General features: G+C 56.8%; 23 protein-coding genes and 1 other annotated feature. Of the genes, 12 read left to right on the forward strand and 11 right to left on the reverse strand.

Going from position 1 to position 23,497, the window contains the following annotated elements; translation table 11 throughout:
• Positions 1–588: 588 nt before the first annotated feature.
• Positions 589–1,455, reverse strand: coding sequence for an SDR family oxidoreductase (locus tag ACI1P1_RS07610; RefSeq protein ID WP_416215766.1), 867 nt, complete (start codon positions 1,453–1,455; stop codon positions 589–591).
• A 150-nt stretch (positions 1,456–1,605) separates the two neighbouring features.
• Positions 1,606–2,025: an Rrf2 family transcriptional regulator gene (locus ACI1P1_RS07615; protein ID WP_416215767.1), complete on the reverse strand. Its 420-nt coding sequence runs from the start codon at positions 2,023–2,025 to the stop codon at positions 1,606–1,608.
• A gap of 205 nt (positions 2,026–2,230) precedes the next feature.
• On the opposite strand from ACI1P1_RS07615, the gene ACI1P1_RS07620 reads away from it, so the two are divergent.
• Positions 2,231–2,968, forward strand: coding sequence for a class I SAM-dependent methyltransferase (locus tag ACI1P1_RS07620; RefSeq protein WP_416215768.1), 738 nt, complete (start codon positions 2,231–2,233; stop codon positions 2,966–2,968).
• Positions 2,969–3,026: 58 nt separating this feature from the next.
• Here ACI1P1_RS07620 and ACI1P1_RS07625 read toward each other — a convergent pair whose 3' ends face one another.
• From ACI1P1_RS07625 to ACI1P1_RS07655, 7 genes are all read right to left on the reverse strand, one after another.
• Complete coding sequence (locus tag ACI1P1_RS07625; RefSeq protein ID WP_416215769.1) at positions 3,027–3,254, reverse strand: hypothetical protein; 228 nt, start codon at positions 3,252–3,254, stop codon at positions 3,027–3,029.
• Between the two features lie 85 nt (positions 3,255–3,339).
• A complete protein-coding gene (locus ACI1P1_RS07630; RefSeq protein WP_113023658.1) occupies positions 3,340–3,432 on the reverse strand; it encodes a sporulation protein YjcZ in 93 nt (30 codons plus the stop codon).
• A 122-nt stretch (positions 3,433–3,554) separates the two neighbouring features.
• Complete coding sequence (locus ACI1P1_RS07635; protein ID WP_416215770.1) at positions 3,555–4,019, reverse strand: spore germination protein GerPE; 465 nt, start codon at positions 4,017–4,019, stop codon at positions 3,555–3,557.
• Between the two features lie 2 nt (positions 4,020–4,021).
• Positions 4,022–4,210, reverse strand: coding sequence for a spore gernimation protein GerPD (locus tag ACI1P1_RS07640; protein ID WP_416215771.1), 189 nt, complete (start codon positions 4,208–4,210; stop codon positions 4,022–4,024).
• Entirely contained in the window at positions 4,207–4,893 is a 687-nt protein-coding gene (gene gerPC / locus ACI1P1_RS07645) for a spore germination protein GerPC (RefSeq protein WP_416215772.1), read from the reverse strand. The genes ACI1P1_RS07640 and gerPC overlap by 4 nt, the downstream gene beginning before the upstream one ends.
• 46 nt (positions 4,894–4,939) lie before the next feature.
• Positions 4,940–5,188 (reverse strand): spore germination protein GerPB, encoded by a 249-nt coding sequence (locus ACI1P1_RS07650; RefSeq protein ID WP_416215773.1) that lies wholly within the window; start codon positions 5,186–5,188, stop codon positions 4,940–4,942.
• Positions 5,185–5,412 (reverse strand): spore germination protein, encoded by a 228-nt coding sequence (locus ACI1P1_RS07655; protein ID WP_416215774.1) that lies wholly within the window; start codon positions 5,410–5,412, stop codon positions 5,185–5,187. Before ACI1P1_RS07655 ends, ACI1P1_RS07650 begins: the two co-directional genes overlap by 4 nt.
• Positions 5,413–5,596: 184 nt before the next feature.
• On the opposite strand from ACI1P1_RS07655, the gene ACI1P1_RS07660 reads away from it, so the two are divergent.
• The 3 genes from ACI1P1_RS07660 (at position 5,597) to ACI1P1_RS07670 (ending at position 6,849) form a co-directional block, all read left to right on the forward strand.
• Positions 5,597–6,103: an Hsp20/alpha crystallin family protein gene (locus ACI1P1_RS07660; RefSeq protein ID WP_416215775.1), complete on the forward strand. Its 507-nt coding sequence runs from the start codon at positions 5,597–5,599 to the stop codon at positions 6,101–6,103.
• A gap of 219 nt (positions 6,104–6,322) precedes the next feature.
• Complete coding sequence (locus ACI1P1_RS07665; RefSeq protein ID WP_416215776.1) at positions 6,323–6,466, forward strand: hypothetical protein; 144 nt, start codon at positions 6,323–6,325, stop codon at positions 6,464–6,466.
• 62 nt (positions 6,467–6,528) lie between these two features.
• The gene (locus tag ACI1P1_RS07670; RefSeq protein WP_416215777.1) at positions 6,529–6,849 is read left to right on the forward strand and encodes a hypothetical protein; all 321 of its coding nucleotides are present in this window, start codon (positions 6,529–6,531) and stop codon (positions 6,847–6,849) included.
• A gap of 66 nt (positions 6,850–6,915) precedes the next feature.
• Here ACI1P1_RS07670 and ACI1P1_RS07675 read toward each other — a convergent pair whose 3' ends face one another.
• A complete protein-coding gene (locus ACI1P1_RS07675; protein ID WP_416215778.1) occupies positions 6,916–7,656 on the reverse strand; it encodes an SDR family NAD(P)-dependent oxidoreductase in 741 nt (246 codons plus the stop codon).
• Between the two features lie 128 nt (positions 7,657–7,784).
• On the opposite strand from ACI1P1_RS07675, the gene ACI1P1_RS07680 reads away from it, so the two are divergent.
• The gene (locus ACI1P1_RS07680; protein ID WP_416215779.1) at positions 7,785–8,615 is read left to right on the forward strand and encodes a LysR family transcriptional regulator; all 831 of its coding nucleotides are present in this window, start codon (positions 7,785–7,787) and stop codon (positions 8,613–8,615) included.
• 73 nt (positions 8,616–8,688) lie between these two features.
• Here the strand turns inward: ACI1P1_RS07680 and ACI1P1_RS07685 are convergent, their stop codons facing one another.
• On the reverse strand, positions 8,689–10,878 hold the full coding sequence (locus ACI1P1_RS07685; protein ID WP_416215780.1) for an alpha-galactosidase: 2,190 nt from the start codon (positions 10,876–10,878) through the stop codon (positions 8,689–8,691).
• A gap of 647 nt (positions 10,879–11,525) precedes the next feature.
• Here ACI1P1_RS07685 and ACI1P1_RS07690 point away from each other — a divergent pair.
• The 7 genes from ACI1P1_RS07690 (at position 11,526) to ACI1P1_RS07720 (ending at position 23,079) form a co-directional block, all read left to right on the forward strand.
• Positions 11,526–12,536, forward strand: a complete 1,011-nt coding sequence (locus tag ACI1P1_RS07690; RefSeq protein WP_416215781.1) for a LacI family DNA-binding transcriptional regulator — start codon at positions 11,526–11,528, stop codon at positions 12,534–12,536.
• Positions 12,537–12,575: 39 nt separating this feature from the next.
• Positions 12,576–15,824: an alpha-mannosidase gene (locus ACI1P1_RS07695; RefSeq protein ID WP_416215782.1), complete on the forward strand. Its 3,249-nt coding sequence runs from the start codon at positions 12,576–12,578 to the stop codon at positions 15,822–15,824.
• A gap of 462 nt (positions 15,825–16,286) precedes the next feature.
• Positions 16,287–16,599 (forward strand) — a binding site (T-box leader).
• Between the two features lie 419 nt (positions 16,600–17,018).
• Positions 17,019–18,566 carry a 2-isopropylmalate synthase gene (locus ACI1P1_RS07700; protein ID WP_416215783.1) on the forward strand — a complete coding sequence of 516 codons (1,548 nt, stop codon included), beginning with the start codon at positions 17,019–17,021 and terminating at the stop codon, positions 18,564–18,566.
• Between the two features lie 63 nt (positions 18,567–18,629).
• Positions 18,630–19,466: a ligand-binding sensor domain-containing protein gene (locus ACI1P1_RS07705; protein ID WP_416215784.1), complete on the forward strand. Its 837-nt coding sequence runs from the start codon at positions 18,630–18,632 to the stop codon at positions 19,464–19,466.
• 175 nt (positions 19,467–19,641) lie between these two features.
• Entirely contained in the window at positions 19,642–20,508 is an 867-nt protein-coding gene (locus ACI1P1_RS07710; protein ID WP_416215785.1) for a DegV family protein, read from the forward strand.
• Between the two features lie 285 nt (positions 20,509–20,793).
• A complete protein-coding gene (locus ACI1P1_RS07715; protein ID WP_416215786.1) occupies positions 20,794–21,789 on the forward strand; it encodes an inorganic phosphate transporter in 996 nt (331 codons plus the stop codon).
• Between the two features lie 183 nt (positions 21,790–21,972).
• Positions 21,973–23,079: a thioredoxin family protein gene (locus ACI1P1_RS07720; RefSeq protein ID WP_416215787.1), complete on the forward strand. Its 1,107-nt coding sequence runs from the start codon at positions 21,973–21,975 to the stop codon at positions 23,077–23,079.
• Positions 23,080–23,497 lie beyond the last annotated feature (418 nt).

Consider the following 23,497-nt stretch of genomic DNA (forward strand, 5'->3'; position numbering starts at 1 on the left):
CGGAAACGGATTTCCGCTATTCGAATCCTTGGTTTGTGAAACGGGGGATAACGGAAGCACATTTCCGTTATCCCCCGTTTTTGGTGGGGCGCCGGCCCATGGGGGAGGGAATAGCGGAAGAGGGCTTCCGCTATTCCAGGGCCGCGGGCCGCGTGGGGGCTCATAGCGGAAAGGTGCTTCCGCTATGGGCCCAGCGCAGCCTGCAGCTAAGGACCCCGCCGCGGCAGCATAACGGATAGCGGAAGGCTGATGGCCGCTATTTTGCCCGATAAACAGCAAACAAGCGAATAACGGAAGGGTATCTTCCGCTATTCGCTTGTTTTGATGCTCGCAGAGCCTTGGGTGGGCTCAATAGCGGAAGACCTCCTTCCGCTATAACCCTTCGCAGGCCTGTCGGTTGAAGATAGCGGAAGAATCCCTTCCGCTATTGACCTTCGCATGTGCTTTACCGGATACAGTTAGCGGACGCGCCTCCAAGTTCCCGTTGCCAGCATCCGATCCACGCCTTCAGCGTAGCCATCCGCTCTTGCACTCCGGTCCACGCTTCCGGCGCAGCCGCCCGCTCTTGCCCCTCAGCTGCCCTTACCCTCAGCCCTTAGCCTCCGCCACCAGCTTGGGCAGCGCCTCCGCCACGGGAGTGGCCGGACGGCCCAGCAGCTTTTCGAAGTCGCTGCTGGCTCCGTCCAGGGAGCCCTTGCGGATGTCGGCTTGGATGGCCACCAGCATGGGAATGACGAAGTCCGGCACACCGGCGCCCTTCATAATCTCGCCGTAAGTGGCGTCATCCACCTGCTGCACCGGAACCTCCTTGCCCAACACGGTTCCCAAAGCAGCGGCAAATTCCCCTTGGGTCAGCGGCTTGCCGGACAGCTCATAGATGGAGTTCTCATGCCCGCTGCCTGCCAGCACAGCTGCTGCTGCCTCCGCATAATCCTCCCGCAGCGCCCATCCAACTCTGCCCTCGCCTGCGGAGGTTACCCACGGTGCTCCCGCCAGCACACCTTGGATGCTGGACAGCTCATTTTCCAGATACCAGTTGTTGCGCAGGAAGGAGTAAGGGATGCCGGTGGCCTGAATAGCCTTCTCCGTGTGGCTGTGGACCGGGGCCAGGAACAGAGTGCTTTCCTGGGCATTGCCCACGCTGGTATATGCGATAAAGCCCACCTTGGCTTTGGCTGCGGCTTCAACGGCATGGGTATGTTGGCGGATGCGGGTTTCGTTGTCCCCGTCTGCGGAGATGATCAAGAGCCGGTCAATGCCGGCGAAGGCCTTCTCCAGTGTCTCCGGCTGGTCAAAGTCGCCATGCCGCACTTCAATCCCCAAGCTGCGGAGTCCCTCGGCTTTTTGCGGATTGCGGACACTGACGGCCAGTTGATCCGCAGGAACCTTCTTCAAGAGAGCTTCCACCACTTTGGAGCCCAGTTTACCGGTTGCGCCTGTCACAAGAATTTTCATGTTTCTATTCCTCCTAAAATATGATGGTGTATTTTGTTATAACTTGATTGGTTACAACAAGTCTATAAAAAATGCTTCAACAAAGAAGCATTTTGGCAAAACCATTCTTCATGATAACGGACCGCGGCAATAACCGCTTCTGTTCTAAGCTTACTCTTGGAATTGGCATACAAGCTGATCCAGAGTAACACCGGATAACTGCCGCTCCATAGCCAATTGCGCCGCTTGGAACTCGGCCTGGAGGACGTTCTCGATATTGCGTCCAACGGGGCACTTGATGTTGGAATTCACATGGATTCCGAACAGCTGCTCCTCCTCGGCCGCGTCCACCGCCCGGAATACGTCCAATAGGGTAATCTCCTCCGGACTGCGCAGCAGGTACGCACCGCCTACGCCGGGCCTAACATCCACCAGCCCCGCCTTCTTCAGCATGCCCATAATTCTGCGGATCACCACAGGATTCGTGTTCACACTACCGGCGATAAAATCCCCCGTGCATTCCTGGGGCACCATCGAAATGAGGCATAGGGTATGGACAGCCATGGATAACCGTGTGCTTATTTGCTTCATGTATGTCACCACCGTTGTAACTAGTATAGTTATAACAAGGACGGATGTCAACCCAACACAGTATTCCGTTTCCCTACAGGTTTTCATTCAATTCCTGCTGATGGGCGCATATATTAAAGAACGCTCCACGCATGCGCAGGGAACGAAGTCGGGAGAGGCATGCTGCCGGGCGGAGGAGGCATTTTTGTGCTCGGGAGGGTATGCAATGGATTATATGGATATGCTGGCGAAGCTGGGAATTGGCAATGCCCATCCCGGCGGGTATGCAGGGACCCTGCGGCTTATCACCCATTTTGGCTTCGGGCATGGCCAGTCCGTGCTGGAGGTAGGCTGCGGAACCGGACGGACGGCCTGCCGCCTGGCAGCATTGGGCTGTCATGTAACAGCGGTGGACAGCCATCCGGTCATGCTGGAGAAAGCGGAGAAACGCGCCGCCGCGGAGGGGGCCCGTATCTGTTGGCTGCGGGGAGAGGCGGAGCGGCTGCCTTGTCCTGACAACAGCTTTGACCGGGTGCTGGTGGAATCGGTAACCGTATTTGCGGACGCGGGGAAGGCGGTTTCCGAATATCTCCGCGTTCTGAAGCCGGGAGGGTTACTGCTGGACCGGGAGCTGTTGGCAGCGGGGCCCCTTCCGGGAGAGCTGGCGGCGGAGCTGGCAGGCAGCTACGGGATCGGGCATTTGCGTACAGCGGAGGAATGGAGGCGGCTGCTGGAGGAAACAGGCTTCGGTGAAACGGGAATTTGGGATCACCGTTCCATGACGCCCCAACTCTGGGAGGATGTTGTGATGTTTCCGGACACCCACCAGTTTGCGGACCGGGATCTGGGACGTTTCCCCACCTTATGGGAAACCGCCCGCCGTTACGAGGAATTGATGAATGCTAACCAGGCTTTGTTTGAGCATGGGGCGATCATCGGGCGCAAGCGGCAGGCGGGTATTTAAGCGGAGCTTACCATCCCGAACACATTTGGCAGTCTGTTTAACCGATGTCACGGCTTCATTACAGCATCTTGTTTTTGCGCATCAGCTTCAGCACCTTGCCGAAGGAATAGTCCGGGGATCCGTACAGCTTCATCAGATCCTCGGACCAGTCTGGAGCCGTCCCCGCCCGCGCATGTTTGCGCAGGGTTTTCATGGACCCCTTCAGCCTGGCCCTTTCCTTCTCCAGCTCCTTCCTGAGCGTGGTCATGCCCTTCATGGCATCACGGGCTTCTTTTTTGCTGATCATGGCTGTTTAGCTCCTTTACAGGTATTTTCACCGGACATATGAAAAAGCGGCTGCCCGAAGGCAAGCCGCTTTACCGGTTTATACATTACAGGATAAACGGGCGGGAGATGATAACCAGCAGAATGAACAGAACCAGAATAAATCCAGTCGAGGTGTAAAGCCCGGCGGCTGCGCTCATGGTTCCTTCCTCCTTTCGTTCTTGATCTGCTGTATCTTATGCGGAGGAAGGCACCTGTGCATGGTTATCTGTCCCGGTTTGGCGGGCTGCTGTTACTTTTGGGCGGTTGTACCGTAAGATATCTACCCACCCGGCTGCCCGGTGGAGGCTTCCCCGGCCAGAGCGCTGGTGCCTCCTCCGGACTCCGCCAGCCCCTGGTAGGGCTCCTGCTCCTTGGCTTCCTCGGCTGTATCATATTGCCGGATATGGTAGGTCCGGTTTTCCAGATCGACGAGCTTGGAACTGCCAATCTGCAAAACCGCCGCCGCGGATAACCCGTAAATGGACACCGTGCCCACCCGGATTTCCCGGCAGGCATCCCGTCTGTTCATCGTTACCTCTCCACCGGGTGTAATGACCGGGAACTCGCGGTTATAAAACGGATACCCGCTCCAGTCATCCCCCTCGCTGCCCCGAAAGTTGGCTGTTTCCTGCTGCACTGCCAGCACCCGGGACGCCGCCGCCATTCCCAGGGAATCCCCGAACTGCACAATGGAGCTGATTTGGCTGGAGATAATCCGGACCCCGCCGACTATGGAGGTCCGCATGGTCAGGTCGACCCTTCCGAGGCAAAAGGCACCAGCGGGCCGATAATCAGGGACTCCGCAGGGGTGTCAAAAACGGAGGAGGCGGTAATTGCCTCCGTATCCCCGATGAGCACCACCGAGGCGCTGCCCACCCCGACGATATGGATGCTGCCTACCTGCAGCCCGTTATTGGTCACATTCATCTCAATCATGAAGGACTCTCCTTTCCATATCCGGCAAAAAAGCTCCTGAGACCGTCGCGCACATCCTGTCTGACCTTCTCCACGACGGGAGCGGCATCCGCTGCCGCCGCATTCTCAGCAAAGGGATGCTCCTTTATATATAGCATAAAGCGCTGCTCCGCCTGCCGGGACAGGTCCTCGATAATCCGTTCCCGCAGCTCCGGAACCAGCGGAATGCCGGCTTCGTCCGCCGCCTCTTCAATATCCCGGGGTAAATCCTGCCGCAGATAGTCCTGCATGGAAGCCATAGCCTGGGTGTATGCCTGGTCGGGGGAGGCTGGACCGGACAACTGGAGATCCTTGGCATCCACATTGGCTGCCTGCAGATCCTCAATCAGCCCTTGCGCTCCGTGGGCCAAGCCGATATGTAAGGAGCCCGACAGCGTATCCACCTTCAGCTGCTCGAACCTGTATTCGATTTTATCGATGCGGGTGGAGGGCTGATTCTGAAGGTCGGTAACACTTGCCTCCAGTCCGTCCAAGGCGGGGGCAAGACGGGCCAACTCCCGTTCCACCGCCTTCAGCTGCGCCGACAAACCGGCTACGGACTGCTCCAGTCCCGCCAGCCGTTCTTCGGTTTGGATTTGTTTCTGGGCCATCCATCCCAACCGCCGCAGGATCTCCTGAAGATGCCATAGCAGCACCGGGTCCATCCCAACACCCCCTCGTCTCATGTGTACGCCCGGGAGGCGGGAACTATTACTTCATCGGAGCTTCATGGTAACGCAGCGCAGGCAGGGGCACCAAGGGCACGGAGGGCAGCGCCGACTGGGGCGCGGAAACCGTGTCCCCCAATTCGGGAGCCGGTGAGGTGAACCCTCCTGTGTTGAAGTTGTTGGACAAGCTTTTGACCAGACCGGCCGATCCGACCTGGAAAACCGAGGAATTGGCCAATGAGCTGATGGTCAGGCTGCGGATAGTGATGGTCTGGTACACATTCACAATCATGGCGACGCCACCTTGCTGTTGGAGGCATCTACCAGATCGGGGTCGTTGGTGTTGGTGGAGCTCAAGCCGTTATTGGTGACCGGCAGGTCACCTGTTATGAAGGAGCCGGAGCCGGCAAAGGTTTTGGTGCTGCTGGTGGGGGAGAGGAACACAGCGTCACCGAATTGGACGATGGAGCTGGAGCCTACGCTCACGATTTTGACATAACCGACAATGGCGGGCATGCAGCATTCTCCTTTCCGCGCTGGCGTTAAATACGTTGTGACTTAGTATATGTGGGTGAACGCCCAGATGTGCCGCTTTTTGCCCGGCGGAGTGTGGCATATGCCCATTCTGCGCATAGAATAATCTAAGATGAAGGCTGTTCTGGCCAAAAATTCCATCAGAATGCGGAAATGGGGGGGCACCATGGCACAACGGGGAAAGAGCGGCCCGGATTGGGGCGGAATGGAGCAGTTTATGGGCGGGCATTTCCCGTTCATGAACGATAAAATCAAAAAGAAAATGGGAGCGGGCGGCACGGACTGGGTGGAGGAGTATGTCCAGGATGTGCTGAAGAAGTCTTTTTCCCAGCGGACAGGGTCCTTTTTCCCCGAGGAGAGCGCCCGCGCGGAAACCTCCGAATCGAGCCAGGGGCTGGATTATGATTACGAAACCTTCGAAACTCATAATAATGTCATCGTCCGGATCACCGTTCCGGAGGATGTGCAGGTGAAGAACGTGCGTCTATATGCAGGCAGTATGCAGCTGAAGGTGGAGCAGGATCCCACACGAAGCAGCATGTACATCCCGCTGCCGTCGGAGGTGGACGGAGGCAGTGTCAAGGCCAGCCTGAAGGACCGGGTGCTGGAGGTGCGCTGCCCCCGCCGGCAGGAGGCGGAGGTTTTCCAGGAGGTGCGGGTCCGGTTTCTGTAGAAGTTGGGCGCCGAAACCGTCAACATTGCGGTGCAGATCGCTTATGATATACAAACAGCCTGTGCAAAAGATCGAAAGCGGGGCAAGCGTATGGACGAGGAACGCCAGGAGCAGTTTCAGGACGCCTATCTCATCATTGCGACGGTGGTTGTGTTTACGCTGCTGTTTGCCGGACGGGCGACGGAATTTTACGACGGGGATGATTAGGAGGCTGCCGCAATGGCCGGTGGGGATGCCGTGGACAACGGCGATGAATTCAAACGCAAGCTGCTGCTGGTGGTAGGCATTGTGGTGATACTCTCTTTTTTATATGGCTATGGGAAACCCGGTGGCACTACGGAAACCATAATTCCGGGAGGCTGACCGGCGTTCCCGCTGAATCCGGTATTCCCGAGGGGTTGGATCTGGAGGGAGGGCAGGCAGAAGTGGCGGCGTACAGCGGTGGACAGAAGGGCAAGGGCTGCAGCAACGGCAAGCGGGGAAAGAACGGCAAACCGGACAAAGGCTCTCTGTTCCCGACAGGGTTGCCCCTTTCCTTAGGCAAGCTTTCGCCTCAGCAGCTGGCGGTGATTACAGCATTGTTGTCCAATGCCCTGAAGGTGGATTCGGTGCTGGTGGACCGGAACAAGGACCTGCAGATTGTCCTCACCGGAACCCTCCGGCGGAAAACCAAAACCGACAAGCTGCTGGAGGAGCTGGAGGAAATCAATATCGGCGATCTGCTCGATGCCATCTCCAACCGCTGATGCCGGGGGGGAAGGCGCCGGGTTTTTCGGCGTTCTACCCGTCCTCCGGCACTTCCTGGTTCACCTTTATATGACCATCCCGTTATTCGGGCTGATAATTTGTCCGGTCATAGAATCTTGAGCAGCGATAGCACATATTAAATCCGCGATATCCTCCGGTGAGGATATCCGTTGTAAAGGAAGATGTCCGCTTAACCGCTTCATTTTCTCCTCCTCCCCTTTCCACCAACGCGTCGAAACCGCGGCGGGGGCAATACAATTTACACGTATTTCCGGGGCAAGGGCATGGGCCAGTGATTTCGTCAGTCCGTGGACAGCCGCCTTGGATACGGCATAGGGCAGAGAAGAGCCGGAGCCGGTAATGCCGGCAATGCTGCCCATATTCAAAATCGACCCCATTTTTTGCTGCTTCATCACAGGTGCAACCGCCCGCGCACAATAAAACATCCCTTTTACATTCACATCCAGCAGATTACGCCAAATATCATCGGTCACCGCTTCCAGATCGGACAGTTCAATTTGCTTGGTTATGCTTGCGTTGTTTATCAGGAAGTGGACACCCCCGAAGTGGTCTGCCGCTTTTTTTACCATTTCGCGGACTTCGTCATCGCAAGACACATCTGCCTGAAGCAGCAGAACCTCCGCACCGTTATCCTTCAGTTCCTTTCCCGTTAGGACCGCTTCCTGCTCCGATCGGTTATAGTTCAGTACGATTTTGGCTCCTCTTTCCGCAAATCGTTTGCAGGTGGCCTTACCAATTCCAGTCCCGCCTCCGGTTACAAGGACAACCTTGTTTTTCATATCCATGATATAACCTTCTTTTTTCTAAAGTTTATGCCTTTATTATATCTTTTCCGAAGGTACTGTATAATAGTTAGGACTGATACCATCCATCTGTTTCGATGATGAAAGGAACCCCTATGGAAAGCTTGGAGTTGCGCATTTTTAGAGAGGTGGCCTATGCCCAATCCATATCCGGAGCGGCGGAAAAAATGGGATATGTCCAATCCAATGTAACCGCCCATATCCGCAGGCTGGAGGAGGAGTTAAACACCGGGCTGTTCATCCGCCACAGCAAAGGAGTTTCTCTTACCGAAGCGGGAGAACGGTTATTATCCTATGCGGATCAAGTGATCCGGTTATTGGATAATGCCAAGAGCCAATTTGCACAAAGCCCGCCAACCTTACATATCGGAGCCACTCAAACGCTTGCAGCGCACAGGCTGCCGGTGTGGCTGTCCGCCTTTCAAAAACAATATCCGCAAGTGGGCCTATCCGTTACAACGGGCCTGCAGGCTGATCTGATACAGTCCGTTGCAGACGGACATTTGGATTGTGCCTTCGTGAATACCGAGTTCAATCATCCGGGACTGGCGTCGGTGTTTTCGTTTCAAGAGGAGCTTGTGCTTATTGCACCCAAGAATCTAAGCGATGAAGAAATTCCCCATCAACCCATTGTGGCGGCCAAGCTCAACGGCTGTCCTTACCGCAAGCTGCTCGAAGCCTGGATAGTCCAAAACACGTCCCGCCAGCCCGCTGTCATTCAATACGATACTGTGGAGGGAATCATCAAGGCGGTATCCCTGGGCATGGGAATCTCCCTGTTGCCCCGGAATGTATTGCCGGAGGCAGAGGGAGAGGGGATTCAATCCTATCCGGCGGATGATATAGGCGCAGTGTATGTTCAACTCGTCCTGCCCAAGATTAGGTCCAACCCCGCTGTGGACCAGTTCCTCGCCATGATTCAAGATTATTCCGGGTTATAAAAGTGAAAAAACAGCGTTCTCCGGATGGCCGGACGAACGCTGCCTGATGATACGCCAAGCTTTGGCGTATTTTTTATTTTTCTACTGCGGTCAAATGGTATAGCTTGCTCTTGAAGTCCCCGCCCAGGTCCGGGACGGGCAGGCCGGCATACATCAGACGGTCGCCTCCGTACACCTCTCCGGTTTCCTTCAACAGATAGTCCTTCTCGGGATCAAGCCCGGCCAGACGGACCCTTGCCCGCGGGGCATTGGGCTCCGCCAGCACCTGGAAGTAACCGGCCAGGGCTTCGTTCTTGTCGGCGGATACAAACATCCATGCCGTCACATTGCCCTCGAAGGGGCTTTTCAGCCGGTACATATCCCCTTGCTGCACCAGGGTGCGGATTTCCTTATAGAAAGCCACCTGGGCCTTAACCGCTTCTTTTTCCTCCTCGGTAAATACCGTCAGATCCAGCTCATACCCGAAGTTACCGGACATGGCTACGTCGCCCCGCATGGAGAGCGGAGTCGTCCGGTGCACCTGGTGATTGGGCACGGCGGAAACATGGGCGCCCATGGCACTGGCGGGATAGGCCAGGCTGGTGCCGTATTGGATTTTGAGCCGCTCCACGGCATCCGTGTTGTCGCTGGTCCAGGTTTGCGGCATGTAGTAGAGAATGCCCGGGTCGAACCGTCCGCCGCCGCCGGAGCAGCTTTCGAACAGTACCTTCGGGAAGCGGGTGGTGATGGCGTCCATCACCTTGTACAACCCCAGCATGTAGCGGTGGGCGGTTTCGCCCTGGCGCTCTGCGGGCAGAAGGGCGGAGCCCACCTCCGACATATGGCGGTTCATGTCCCATTTCACATAGGAGATGGGGGCGGAGTCGAGAATGGCGGATACGGCCTCAATAATATAGGTGCATACATCCTCACGGCTCAGGTCCAGAATCAGCTGGCTCCGCGCTGTGCTTCTGCGCCGGTCCGGCACATGCAGGCACCAGTCAGGATGGGCCTTGTACAGCTCGCTGACCGGGGATACCATCTCCGGCTCGAACCACAGGCCGAACTGCAGGCCCAGTGCGTTGACGCGCCGCGCCAGATCGTCCAGACCCTGGGGCAGCTTGTTGGTGTCCACCACCCAGTCTCCCAGAGAGGTGGTATCGTCATCGCGCTTGCCGAACCAGCCGTCATCCAGCACCATCAGCTCAATGCCCAGCTCCTTGGCTGTTTCGGCGATGGCGACAATCTTGTCGGCGTTAAAATCAAAGTAGGTGGCCTCCCAATTGTTGACCAGCACCGGACGGGGTTCATCCCGGTAGAAGCCCCGGACGAGACGGGTGCGGTACAGGCGGTGGTAGGTGCGGGACATGCCGCCCAGTCCTTCCGCGGAATACACCATCACGGCTTCGGGAGTCTGGAAGGCGGTGCCCGGCTCCAGGAGCCAATTGAAGCCAAAGGGGTTGATACCTATGGCCACGCGGGTATTCTGGATCTGGTCCACCTCGGCGTATGCGGTGAAATTGCCGCTGTACACGAGGTTCAGTCCGTAGGCATCCCCATGCTCTTCACCGGTTCCGGGGGAAACCAGCGCCAGGAACGGGTTTTGCTGATGGCTGCTGGCCCCGCGTTTGCTGTTGACGCCCTGATAGCCGTATACCAGCGGACGGCGGACAATGTGGCGTTCCCGCCCCCATGCTCCAGAGAGCTGGATCAGCTCCATACCCGCGCCGTGAAAGTCCACGCTGAGGGATAAGGCCCGCAGCAGCTTCAACGGGGCGGAGCCGGTATTGCTGAACCGGACGGAGCGGGTAATGGCATCCAGCTCCTCCAGAACCGTATACGAAAGCTCCGCTTGCAGTCCGGCCAGCTTGTCCTCCAGGACGATAACCAGCGTATCGGCTTCGCTGTCGTTTTCCACATACACCGCGGGCAGCCCCTCCAAAGCGGGTTTGCCTTTTTGGATGGAGTGGGACACATAGGTCAGTTCGGTAATTTTTGTGCCGTTCGAAAGCTCAGCCTGGTAAGCGGGCTCGCGGAAATCACCGGCTCCATACGCCGGGTACTCCTGGGGAATCGTATCCAGGGAAACCGTCCGGTTATCCGTCAAATTGGGGGAAAACGCCACGTCCTTGAAGATCAGCAGATCGGACAATTGGGGAGAACGGAGCTTTTTGCCCCAGTAGAGATGAGTCAGATAACCGCCCTCCATCAGGGACATGACGTAGCTGGTGGTGCGGGTTTGCAGATGGAACAGCTTGCTCTCGCGGTCAAAAGAAATGGACACAGGGAAACCTCCTCAGGGCTTTCCGCAAGGAAAGCCGGCATCGTAAGCATAAACTGGGCATTCCGTCAGGAAAGCCGGCACCGTAAGCGTAAACTGGGCATTCCGTCAGGAAAGCCGGCATCGTAAGCGTATTTGGAAAATATCGCATCATCTCAGAACACGCCGCAATTGGCAAAGTATCGCGTCACCTCCATTATATCCGGCGCCGGCCCGCTTTCGAATGGAGCGAAGCAGGATACATATGGACAAATGTAGTTTTTAGTAGAGTTGTGGATAAGCTTAACATGATAAAACTACACGGGGACATCTTTTGGGTAAAAGGATGGACGGAGGGTGATTACACGTGTTATCATAGGCTCATCAGTACACGTGTTATCACTCGGGAATGTTATGATCCAAGCTTACGGAACTCAGAAGCTCTTAGCGGTGCAAAATCGAGCCGTTACGATTCTAACGGAACCAAGAGGCTCTTAGAGCAAACTTTTGCGGGAAAAATAGCGAATTCAGGCGTTTAACGGCGTCTCAGTTCCGTTACAGCTGCCGAAGCTCCATTTTTGCCTTCTAAGGTCCGCTCCGTTCCGTTACGCCACCGTCACCGCCACCGCACATAGTAATCATCATTATCCTCATACAAAGGAGCTAAACCCATGAAACGGCCTACCAGCCAAGATGTAGCCAAGCTGGCCGGGGTCTCCCGGGCGGTAGTCTCCGCCGTGCTGAACCGGACGCCGGGCATCCGCGTCAGTCCGGACAGGCGCCAGGCCGTATTGGATGCCATCGCCCAACTGGGATACCGGGTGGATGCCCAGGCCAGAGGGATGCGCACCGGCCGCAGCCGTACCATTGCCGCTTACGGCAATTTGGACAATCCGATGTTTTTGCAGGTGCTCCAGGGGGCACAGCAGAGCTGCATGCAAGCGGGTTACCAACTCCTTCTCTATGGCAAAAACGGCCAGCCCCAGGAGCAGGAGGAGCTGCTGGCCCTCTATCAGGAACGCCGGATCGACGGGCTTCTGACCAAGGATACTACGGGCTTTGCGGATGAAGCCTTCGCCGCCCTGGTGCAGCAAGCGGGCCTGCCCTTCATCTCCGTGGAGGGCTATCCGGACGAAGTCAATGTCCTGTCCATCCTGATGGATTACGGCGAAAGCATCCGCATGGCATTGGACTATATTTGGCAGCGAACCGGAGGTTACCCGGTATATATTGCGGCTTACCACGGCAAGCCTGGTGAGCCCCGCTGGGGGGACCGCCACCGCCTGGCGGCCTATGAGGCTTGGATGGGGGAGAGGGGGGAATCTCCCCGGATCTTCCGGCTAAGCCTAGACGAGCCGGAAGCGTTGACCGAGCTGATGGCCGGTCTTCCTCAGCCATCATCGGTGCTGTGCAATTGGTTTGCAGCAAGCGCTCTGGTGTACCGGGCCGCCGCCGGGCTGGGGCTGGCTGTTGGCCGGGACCTGTATGTCATGTCCGCCGACAACACAGCCCAGGCCAACCGCTACATGGTGCCTAGTCTCAGCTCCATTGAGGTGCCCTACGCCCAGATGGGGGCGGCCGCCGCTGAACGGGTCATCCGTTTGGCCGAGGGCAGAGAGCCATCGGATGCACCGCCCAAAATCTGGATCCCCCCGCGCCTTGCGCCGGGTGAGAGTGTGTAGGACTCAACAAACTCAGTGAAATCAAAGGAGGATAAAGCCATGTTTTGGACAGTGGAAAAGCTGGAGCAGCGCATCCGGACCCTTGATCCCTTCAGATACAGGGATGCGCGGGCGATCGGAGGAATGATATTGACCGAGGATCCCCATGGGGAGATTGGGGCCCGTCCGCGTGAAGCAGGCGCCGGGAACAATGAAGCTCCAGCCATCCCCTCCGGTGGGGAGCCCGGGCGTATCGTGGAACAAGGAAGCGCTTGGAGCGGGCGGGACCGTTATCTGTGGCTGTCGGCCTCGGTAACGGTGCCCGCAGAGTGGCAGGGCCGCAGGGTACTGGGCCGCTTCGATTTTGGGCAGACGGGAGGCGGCAACAACAGCGGCTTCGAATCTCTCCTGTATGTCAACGGCGACCCCTGGCAGGGGGTGGACAGCAACCACCAGGAGGTTTTTCTGACGGAGGCGGCTCCGGGTGAAACCCTTCGCCTGGATTTCCGCCTGTGGTCCGGGCTGGGCGGATACCAGCCTAACGCCGTGCCGGAGCACCGCCTGAATCGGGCGGAGCTGTGCTGGCTGGATGAAGCGGCGGATGACCTGTTTTTTACCGCGTGGTCGGCTCTGGAGACGGTAAAGCAGCTCTCCGAGGACAATCCGGACCACGCGTCACTCCTGTCCCTGCTGGACGCTGCCTTCCTGCGCCTGGACTGGTCCCGGCCCGGGTCCGAGGCCTTCTACGCCTCTGTGGCCGAGGCCAATACGGTGCTGGCGGAGGGGCTAGGCCGGATGAAACGGGAGCATCCGGTGGAGGTTCGCTGCGTCGGCCACACCCATATTGATGTGGCCTGGCTGTGGCGGCTGGCGCATACCCGGGAGAAGGCGGCGCGTTCCTTTTCCACAGTGCTGCGGCTGATGGAGCAGTATCCGGAGTACCTGTTTTTGCAGACGCAGCCCCAGCTTTACGATTACATCAAGCAGGATTATCCCGACATCTATGCCCGCATCAAGGAGCGGGTGGCGGAAGGCCAATGGGAGGCCGGAGGGGCTATGTGGCTGGAGGCGGACTGCAATCTGACCTCCGGGGAGTCCCTTGTTCGGCAGCTGCTGTACGGGACTCGGTTTTTCCGGGATGAATTCGGGGTGGAATGCAAGTACCTGTGGCTGCCGGATGTTTTCGGCTACAGCTGGGCTCTGCCGCAGATTCTCCAAAAAAGCGGCATCGAGATGTTCATGACCACCAAAATCAGCTGGAACCAGTACAACCGGATGCCTCATGATACCTTTCTGTGGCGGGGGATGGACGGTACGGAGATTCCCGCCCATTTTATTACCACCCCTGATCCGGGCCATCAGGAGGGCTCTTTTTTCTACACCTACAACGGGTTAATCACGCCTTATACGGTGCAGGGCATCTGGAAGGCTTACCGGAACAAGGAGCTGAACCGGAAGCTGCTGCTGGCTTACGGGTACGGCGACGGGGGAGGCGGGGTCAACCGGGAGATGCTGGAGGTGCGCCGCAGGCTGGAGGATATGCCTGGGCTGCCGAAGGTAACCACAGGCCGTGCGGATGAATACTTCCGCGAGCTGAAAGAAACGCTGGACGCCTCCCCCGCCTATGTTCATACCTGGGACGGGGAGCTGTATCTGGAGCTCCACCGAGGCACCTACACCAGCCAGGCGTACAACAAACGGATGAACCGCAAGCTGGAGCTGGACTACCGGGAGGCGGAATGGCTGGGGGCGGTTTCCAGGGCGGTGTCCGGCAACTGGGCAGGTTTCCTGCAGCCGGATCTGGCTGAGGGGTGGCGGATTATTCTCCGCAACCAGTTCCACGATATTATCCCCGGCTCCTCCATCCGGGAGGTGTACGAGGACAGCCGTATGGAATATGCGCAGGCGGAAGCCCTGGGGCAGGCTGTCAAGCAAGCCGCGCTGGAGCCCCTGGCCGAGTCTGCCCACAGCAACGATTCAGTCGGGCCGGAGACGTACACCATTCTCAACAGTGCTTCTTTCCCGAGGCAGGAGGTGGTCAGGATTCCTTTGGCATCCCCCGGTGATGAGACTCCCGTTTATGTGGACGGCGGCGGCCGGGCGCTTCCGGTGCAGCGGGAGGGAGCAGTGCTTGCTGTATTAGCCGGCCCTGTTCCGGCTATGGGGGCGGTGAAGCTGATGCAAGCGGATGGAGCCCCGGTCGAAGCACGAGGTGATTTGCAGCAGTCTGATGGTACCCGAGAACAAAGTAATCTGCAGCAGCCTTTTACCTATGAGGCAGGAAGCTTGGAGACGCCTTTTTATCTGCTGGAGTGGAACGCTTCCGGGCAGCTGACCCGGATCTATGACCGGGCGGCGGAGCGCGAGGTGCTGGCGGCGGGGGCGTTGGGCAATCAGCTCCAGGTGTTTGAGGACCGGCCCAAGGGCAGGCATGAGGCATGGGATATCGACATTTTTTATACGGAAAAAATGACGCCTGTCACCCACCTGGAGATTGTGGAGCTAACCGCCTGTGGTCCGCTGTATGCCTCCATCCGGTTTGTCTACCGCTATCTGGATTCACGGATCGAGCAGACCCTGGTTGCTTATAGCTACTCCCGCCGGCTGGACTTTCAGACCCATGTGGATTGGCATGAGTCCAGGCAGCTTCTGAAGGTTGCGTTTCCTGTGGACATCCGGGCAACTGAGGCTACCTACGACATCCAGTTCGGTAATGTGAAGCGGCCTACCCACTGGAACACAAGCTGGGACTGGGCGCGCTTCGAAACGGTAGGCCACCAATGGGCGGACCTGTCGGAGCGGGACTATGGGGTCAGTCTTTTGAACGACTGCAAGTACGGTTACGCCATCAAGGACAACATCATGCAGCTGACACTGATCAAATCCGCCATGGTGCCGGATGAAACCGCCGATCAGGGGGAGCATGTATTTACCTATGCGCTGTATCCCCATAATGGCGATTGGTATGAGGGAGGCACCGTCCAAGAGGCGTGGTCGTTGAACAGCCCGCTGGTCTGCGCTCCCGGAGCGCTTCGGGTGCCGGAGGGTTCTCTGTTCCGCACGGATGCGTCCCACGTGTTCATTGATGCAGTGAAAAAAGCGGAGGACTCCGGCGATATAGTGGTGCGTCTGCATGAATTCGCCGGCAAACGGGGTCCCGTGCGGCTGACCGGGGACTGGGGTGTGCTGTCATACCAGGAATGCGACCTGCTGGAGCGCTCGTTGGGTGAGCCGATGGAAGGCCCCGAGCTGCTGCTGTCTGTCAAACCATATGAAATCCGGACCTTCCTGGTCCGGCTCCGGGACTAACAAGGGGCGCCAGGCGGGCGGGCTGGGTAGGGCCGCCACTATGTCCTACGGCCCCCCCTTGTCAGGCATTATCCCCTTAGCTCAGGAACGGTTGGAAGGCTGCTATTCCGGTTGCCTTGTTGGATACTATCCCACTAGCTCAGGAACAGTTGGAAAACCTGAGCCAATGGGATGGTGACAGAAAGGGGCACACACAGCTCTCCCTACGCCCTTGGTCCCCCTTGTCGGGCATTATCCCACTAGCTCAGGAACAGTTGAAAAACCTGAGCCAATGGGATAATGGACGGAAAGGGCGTGAACGGGGAAGATACGGTAGGGGCGCCTGCGGAACTGAAATGAAGTGAACTGGGCTATGCTGTGCTGTGCAGTGGAGATCCTCCATGCCATGCGCCTTCCACCAATGAACGAGGGGTTGACACTCTCTTGTGACTATGCTAAAGTTATGAGAAAATTCTCATAACAATACACGCTATGATCGGAATCAGTACGGGACATTCACACCCTCAGAGAGCCGCGACACGGTGCAACGCGGCGGGTGAAGAACCGGAAGACTCATCCGGGAGCGGCGGTATGGAACGTTTCAGCAGGCAAATTCACCGCCTGGGAAACCAGTATATGCCGACGGTTCATCCCCGTAACGGGATGGCGGGATTATGGCCGAGGCCATGATGCCGCACAAAGCGGATTTGCCGGTGCTTCATGAACCCATGAAGAGCGCCTCAGGGCAAATCAAGAAGAGTGGTACCGCGACGGTTACAAGCCTGTCGTCTCTTCCCTACACGGGGAGGGGCGGCAGGCTTTTTGATGTTTTTCTGCCACTCCTCCCGCATACAACATAAACATAAAGACCGGGAGCGGGAGCCCCCGACGCCTAACAGAGAGCCGCGGAATTGGTGCAACGCGGCGGCGTCCGGCTCCTTCCTCGCCCGTGAATGGCCGCATGGAACGTGAACTGCCCTCTCCCCAAGAGGGCTAACTACAAGTACATGCGGACGGCCTAGCCCTCGTTACCGGGCGCGCAGCGGAGCCTCCGCTGCGGCTAAGCGGGTCCGGATCAGCGCCGGACCAACAAGAGTGGTACCGCGACAGGACATGATGGCCTGCCGTCTCTTTCAGACATGAAGGAGACCGGCAGGCCTTTTGGCGTTGCGGCAGAGACAACTAACCAACCCACCCAAGGAGGATGACCAAACTATGGAAAACCGCAGAATCCGCATTTTTGACACAACCTTACGCGACGGCGAGCAATCGCCGGGTGCAAGCCTCTATCCGGAGGAGAAGATTGTTCTGGCTCGTCAGTTGGAGAGGCTGGGCATCGATACCATCGAGCCGGGTTTCCCCGCCAGCAGCCCTGGGGATTTCCGGGCCGTTCAGGAGATTTCCAGGATGCTGCAGCGTACCGAAATCTGCGGCTTCGGCCGGGCCGTGAAAAGCGACATTGACGCCGCCGTGAACGCTACCCGTGATGCCAACCGACGCCGGCTGCATCTGTTTCTTTCCTCCTCCCAGATTCATATGGATTTTCAGCTGAAAAAAAGCCGGGAGCAGGTGCTGCAGATCGCCCGCGACATGGTGGCATATGCAAAGCAATTTGTGGATACCATCGAATTTTCTCCTATGGATGCCACCCGCTCCGGGGATGAATTCTTGTATGAGATGCTGGAAACGGTGATTGCCGAAGGCGCCACCATCCTTAATATTCCCGACACGGTGGGGTATGCCCTGCCGGAGGAATACGGGAACCTGTTCCGTAGGGTGCGGGCCAATGTCCGGGGCGGCGACAGGGTGGAATACAGCGCCCATTGCCACAACGATCTGGGTCTTGCCGTGGCCAACAGTCTGGCGGCCATTGCCGGCGGAGCCACCCATGTGGAGGTGACCATTAACGGCATCGGCGAACGGGCGGGCAACTGCTCCCTGGAGGAGCTGGCGATGGCCATCGCCACCCGGGGCCAGGACAGCGGGCTCTCGACCGGCATCGATGCCTCTCAAATTTATGAGACCTCCCGGATGGTCAGCCGGATTATGAATCTGCCCATTGCGTATAACAAGCCCATCGTCGGGCGCAACGCCTTCCAGCATGAAGCGGGCATCCACCAGGACGGACTGTTGAAGAACCGGAGCACCTACGAGATTATGGACCCGGAAAGAATGGGCATCCCCCGGGATATGATTGTACTGGGCAAACATTCCGGGCGCCACGCTCTGAAGCATCGCCTGGAGCGGTACGGAGTGACTCTGGGTGAAGCGGAGCTGGCACGTTTTACCGAGCAGTTCAAAGAGGAGGCCGACGCCTGCAAGGTGATTTCCGACGCGCATCTGCTGCGGATTCTCGACAAAACTCCGGGAGGCGGCGCAGGGCCGTATTCCATGACGGATTTTCAGGTGGTCTCCAACCACCGCAAGGCTAAGGTGGCCTCCGTTACCCTGCGCAACAACCGCACCGGCGCGGAAAACACCTATGCCGCCGCAGGGGACGGCCCCGTGGAGGCGATTGTGGCCTGTATGAAGCAGGCGGTGGACTTCCCGCTGGAGCTGACGGATATGGAGATCCATTCCCTCTCCGCCTCGGAAACCGCCCAAGGAGAAGCGCAGATTACCGTCCGTACGGAGGAAAACCGGACCTTCCGGGGCAGCGGCATCCATAACGATATTCTGGCGGCGGTGGCAGAGGGATTCCTGTCGGCGCTGAACCAGGCGGTGTCGGCCAGAGAGGAGAAATTGTCAGAAAACATTTGTTGACAATGATAATCATTATCAATTAACATGGAGGAAACGATCCCACGTGAAAAGGAAAGATGCTAGATGCTTACCAATCACTCGCTCCTCCATGAGCAAAACCAGCACGGACTGCTGCTGACCTCCGTTGCTGCAGCTGAAGACGGCAGGCTGTACGCTTCCGCGGTGAATGAAGGCATCTTCCGCATCGACAATACCGCTGCCTGGTCCCGCCTTCCCCATGAGCTTCCGGCTGGCGTTACGGTCAACCGGCTGGAAGCAGAGGATGGCCAAATCTTTGCCTGCACGGAGCAAGGACTGTTCCAGCTGCGGGAAGACGGCTGGCGGACGACCAAGATAACGGTGCCCTGCTACAGGCTGAGAAGCAAGGGCGGAGTCCTCTATGTGGCCACGGGCAACGGATTGTGGTACCGGTTCAACGATAATTGGGTACGGACCAGCTACTCCGAAGAGGCGGTGTTCGATCTGTTTATGACGCCGCAGATGATATTCATGGCCCGTTCTACAGGCATTTTCCTGTTTGACCGGTACACCCAGTCCTCCGAGGAGTTTAAGGTGGGGAGCTCCGTATCCAGCCTTTGTGTGCTCCACGGTTATTTACTGGGGGCCGACGGATTGGGGAATTTAGTCGCCGGAGATAAGCGGGGGCGCTTCAATACCCACCACTATAAGGGGATCCGGATTTTTTCGCTGGAATCCTGCGAGGGCCGGATTTATGCCTGCACCAGCAGGGGCCTGTACCAGGTTCTGTATTGGAAGGACCGGTTCCACCTGTGCTCGGCGGTCACCGGTTTCCCTGTGACGGATGTGGCCTTCGACAAGGATAATCTATATTTGTCCACCTATTTTGAAGGGCTGCGCATTCTGCCCAGACGGCGGAGCCATGTGTCCGGTGAAGCCTGAACCATTTTTCTACAAATGATGTCTGCCAAACCCGGGCCTGCCCGGGTTTTTGGTGCGAGAACGGCTCCCTGGGCAGAAGCTGCCAACATTTATGAAAGGGCTATTTCGCACTCGTACAGGTTTAGTGTACAATTGAGGGGACGAACGCGCATGACGAGGAAGGAGAATGGATTGAATGACCGTCAAAATTATAACCGACAGCGCTGCCGATCTTCCCAAGGAACTGGTGGCACAGCATGGCATAGAAGTGCTCCCGCTAATGGTTTACCTGGATAACCAGGAATTCCGGGACGGAGAAACCATGAACCCCCAGGAGATGTTCCGGGGTATGCGGGAGGGCAAGGTTTACAAAACGGCCCAGGTCCCACTTCAAATCTTCCGGGAAGTGTTCCAGCGTCATGCCGAAAACGGCGATATCTGCATCTATGTGGCATTTTCCTCCGCTTTGTCCGGAACCTACCAGTCCGCCGTCCTGGCGAAGAATGAAATTCTTGAGGATTACCCGGATGTGAAGCTTGAGGTTATCGATACCAAATGCGCTTCCATGGGCTTCGGTCTGGTGGTGCTGATGGCAGCGGAGCTGGCTGCAGAAGGCAAAAGCCAGGATGAAATTATCGAGGCAATCCGGTTCCATGCCCTTCATATGGAGCATATTTTCACAGTGGATAATCTGGAGTATCTGTACCGGGGCGGACGTGTCAGTAAAACCGCCGCTTTTATCGGTGGGCTTCTGAATATTAAGCCGGTGCTGCACGTGGAGGATGGCAAGCTGATCCCCATCGAGAAGCTGCGTGGCCGGCGCAAGGTCCTGGACCGGATGGCAGCCATTATGGCGGAGCGGGGGATCAGCCAAGACCAGCAGGTCATCGGTATCTCCCATGGGGACGATATCGAAGCGGCCCACAGTCTGCGCGACATGATCCGGGAGCGCTTCGGCTCCAAGGAATTCATCATATCCCAGATTGGCGGTGCGGTAGGCGCTCACTCTGGACCGGGGACTCTTGCTCTTTTTTTCCTGAACAAGCTGAATCCCGGCCGCTAATCCCTTCACAGCATCTTTTACAGAAGAACCTTATGCGCCCTGCAGTCAGGGCGGTAGGGTTTTTTCGTTTTTTGGTACAGCGGATGAAATTTCCAAGGGATAGCCATACTACAAATATTGCGGGGAAAATATAAACATTTTGTTAAACTTGGCTGAAAGTTTACGATGAAAGATGTCGCTTTGTTTACAAAATCTTAATACAAGACGATTAAATTGTGATATGATGGCAAATGGAGCACATGACAGCTCTTGTTAGACTCAAGGAAACGTTCAGGGGGATTTTTCGTGACATTCATCATTATTATTGTTGCTTTGGCCTTGTTGTTCGACTTCATCAATGGTTTTCATGATACGGCCAATGCTATCGCTACTGCTGTGTCCACCAAAGCCCTTTCACCGAGAGTTGCCATCTTGATGGCCGCTGTGCTGAACTTTGTCGGAGCCATTCTGTTTGACGGCGTCGCCAAAAACGTAGGAGGCAGCATCGCCGATCCGTTCCACGTCAGCAACGGTATGGAGATTATCACCGCTACGCTGATCTCGGCTATCCTGTGGAATCTGCTCACCTGGTACTTCGGCATTCCGTCGTCGTCCTCCCATACGCTTATCGGTTCTTTGGCCGGTGCGGTTATTGCCGGTGCGGGCATGGACGCTCTTCACTGGGGCGGCTTCCAAAAGATTGTACTGGGTCTGATCCTTTCTCCCTTCCTGGCATTCGGCTTGGGCTTTCTGATGCTGGTTCTGATCCGCCAGATCGTGAAGGTGCTGGGCAATCGCAGCCCGGGCAAGGTGAACCGGAACTTCCGGCTGCTGCAAATTGTGTCTGCGGGTCTGCAATCCTTCTCCCACGGGGCCAATGATGCCCAGAAGGCAATGGGGATTATCGTATTTGCCCTGGTAGCGGGAAACTTCCACTCGGATATGTCCGTTCCGATATGGGTCAAGCTGGCTGCCGCCACCTCCATGGCGCTGGGTACGTCCATCGGCGGCTGGAAGATCATCGAAACCGTCAGCCGCAAGATCATCAAGATCGAACCGATGAATGGCTTCGCATCGGACCTGACCTCCACGGTCATCCTTCAATCGGGTACAGCATTGGGTCTGCCTTTGTCCACGACTCACGTTATTACCTCGTCCATTATCGGTACCGGGTCGGCCATCCGCTACAAGTCCATTAACTGGGGTGTAGTCGGCAAGATGGTCATGACGTGGATTATTACGATTCCGATTTCCATAGCCCTCGCCTATGTGATCTACCAGCTGATCTTCGGTTGGTTTTAAGAGGGTCCGGGTTGAATAAAAAAACCGTTATTCGTACGGCCGGGAATCCGGCCGTTTTTGCTTTTTTGCGGAAGACTCCCACCCAAATGGAATTAACAGGAAAAAAGCCGCTGGTCAGACCGGTGTATTTTGGGGTATTATTTTTGTATCCTATTTTTTACATAGTGAAATGAGGTGCGGAAGTTGAAATTGGCCAAAAGTTTGTTGGCTTTGGTCCTTCTTGGAGCGCTGGCCGCCGGCTGCGGAAGCAAGACGGGGAATGAGGCTTCGCGGGGGGAAAATACCGAGTTGGAAACCATCCAGAACGGCGTTGTCCTTTATTATGACAGTTCCCCGCAATCCCAAAGCCTGCTTGGTGCGCTGACAGAGCTGTCCAAGTCAGAAAAGTTCGATCTGGTGACCATCGATGTGGCGAAGGACAAAAGCAAGCTGGACAAGTACGAGAAGGACAACCAGAAGCTGATTGCCGGTTATCAGGAAGTGCGTAGCCTGGAAGCAGGACTGTCCAAGCTGAAGCTGGCCGGTAACGCCAACAGCAAGGACCAGCTTAACAATGTAATGCTGAATTACCGCAAGGCGCTGAATCTGGTGAAAAACGGCAAGCTGAATGCCGACCAGGAGAAGGAGCTGGACGGGCTGGTGAAGGATATAGCCGGCAAGCAGGAGCTGTCGGAGGCCGATCTGAAGAAGCTGCTGGAGCTTCAGAAGGATGCCCGGCTGAAGGTTCCGGTGTACAGCGCTCTGGACGGGGATGCGGCGCCGGAGAAGCTGCCTGTGATGAAGGTCATTTATGAAGGCAACCACCGGACCTCTTTCTATTTCGGCCAAAAGCCGATTCCGGCGGAAACGCTGGCTAATGCTGAAAACCTCCGCTTTTATCTAAAGGAAAAGGCCTGGATCAGCAACTTTCAGGTTTCCAGCGACGGCCCCACCATCGAGAAGAAGCTGGAGAACAAGGACACCTTTATCCTGCTGGTCTGGGGCAACAGCTGCCCCCATTGCCACAAGGTGATGCCGGTGTTGGACAAGCTGACCAGCCAGACCGGAATCAAGGTGGAACGGATCGACACCTTCAATGAAAGCAACAACAAGGCCTATGCCAAGATGGCGGCCTCGGGCAAATACGGGCTCACCCAAATCAAGTGGGTGCCGACGCTTGTGTTTATCAAGGACGGCCAGCAGCAGTCGACCATCGGCGTTTACGATTGGGCGGTGGAGAATGCCACGGCCGATATGGGCTATGATATTGACGACTCCAAGATCAAGGCCTTTATGGAAAAGGCCAAATAGAACAGACAAGCGACGGCGCCGCCTCGGCTTGCAAAAGGCTGTTCCTTCTCCTGCCCGGGAGGAGGGGCGGCTTTTTTTGGGTGGTGGTGCGAGGAGGTGGGGGAGGGGGTGCTATACGACGGCTAACGGACACCACGGCCCTTATTTGCCGTTTTTTCGGTTGTTTTTGGATCTAACCCCACTCCGTATGGTACAAAGATCAAACAAATCTGGCCTTATCCTGCAAAAGTGCAGCTATTCTGCTGGAATTCCGCCTCTTCCTGCCCTCAAATGCAAAAGTACATCTATTTTCCTCAGCGGGGCACATCTTGCTCACATCTGACGAAAATAACTGCACTTTTGCAGGATAGACCGTAAAACGAAGGTTTGTCTACAAAATAACTGCACTTTTACATTTCGGAAGAGGTTGGGAGTCACG

It is taken from the genome of Paenibacillus mesotrionivorans, assembly GCF_046098205.1.
Lineage (GTDB): Bacteria > Bacillota > Bacilli > Paenibacillales > NBRC-103111 > Paenibacillus_AR > Paenibacillus_AR mesotrionivorans.